Consider the following 998-nt stretch of genomic DNA (forward strand, 5'->3'; position numbering starts at 1 on the left):
CTAGCTCTGCTTTCCAAAGCGTGGCCGAAATATATCTGGCGAACTCTAGATAAAGCCCAGCTGGATACTACTCCAGGTGGAGGTGTCTCGTCCTCGGTCACATCCAGACCTTGAAAATAATGCTGCAACCGGTCCCATTCCTTGCAACAGAGGCATTCCTCTTCTGTGGGCACTGGGGCACAGCATTCACAGGTACACCACCAATCTCCAGAGCTACGCAGCCTTGCAGCAGCCATTCCTCCTCTCTCGTCCTCTACCTGTTGTGCCTCTCTCTCTCTCTCCTCCTCCGTTCTTCAATTTCACGAAGCTCTTCGTCAGTGTATTCTGGCTCAAATAAATAAGGGCGGCCATCAAACTCTGCAAAATCAAATTCCTCCTCCACAAAGTCGAAGTCTGGCAAAAAGTCAGCCATTATTCTATAAATCTTTCATAAAATAAATGAATGAACTTTTCAGGCTACTGTCCGGTTCTGCCTTCCAGCTGTTGCTGCTTGTTCTCGCCAGATTTCAGGCACGGTATGAGATCGCTGCTTGTTCTCGGGATATTTCAGCCGCGCTTCGGAAAGCAGAGCTAGATGGTAAACAAACATGGCAGCACACCGGTAAGGTAAGACAACACGTTTACATGTCGTTTTCTATATGTTCTCTGACATTTATCCTAACGATATGAGGCGATCTTTGTGGAAAAAAAAGCTTGTTTAGTGGACTAACTTTGCACTTGAAGGTTGCCCGTTCACTTATGTTTTAACAGGTCTGACGCTACTATGCTCCCCGGCTGTATCTAGGCTAACGGCTAACATGCTAACTATTATTTTTATGTCACTAGTCACTTGAAACAAATTTAGGACGATAGGAGACAGGTTGAAATAAACCGAAATTTCCTTTTAAGAACAACTCAAGTGCAAATTATAAATAAAAGTTTATATATTTGACCAATTTAAAGCTGTATCACATTTTGCTCCTGACTGCAGCCTCCTGCTGGGATCAGGATCATCCTCA

1 protein-coding gene is annotated in these 998 nt (G+C 44.4%); it reads right to left on the reverse strand.

The window, feature by feature from the left end; translation table 11 throughout:
• Positions 1-253: 253 nt before the first annotated feature.
• Positions 254-412: a hypothetical protein gene (locus tag R7E78_RS24770; protein ID WP_318058427.1), complete on the reverse strand. Its 159-nt coding sequence runs from the start codon at positions 410-412 to the stop codon at positions 254-256.
• Positions 413-998: the final 586 nt, after the last annotated feature.

The sequence above is a fragment of the Vibrio sp. YT-19(2023) genome, assembly GCF_033337395.1.

What these genes read in the sequence shown, in the direction of transcription:
- R7E78_RS24770 (WP_318058427.1), bottom strand. Translation starts at nt 412, where the DNA reads ATGGCTGACTTTTTGCCAGACTTCGACTTTGTGGAGGAGGAATTTGAT.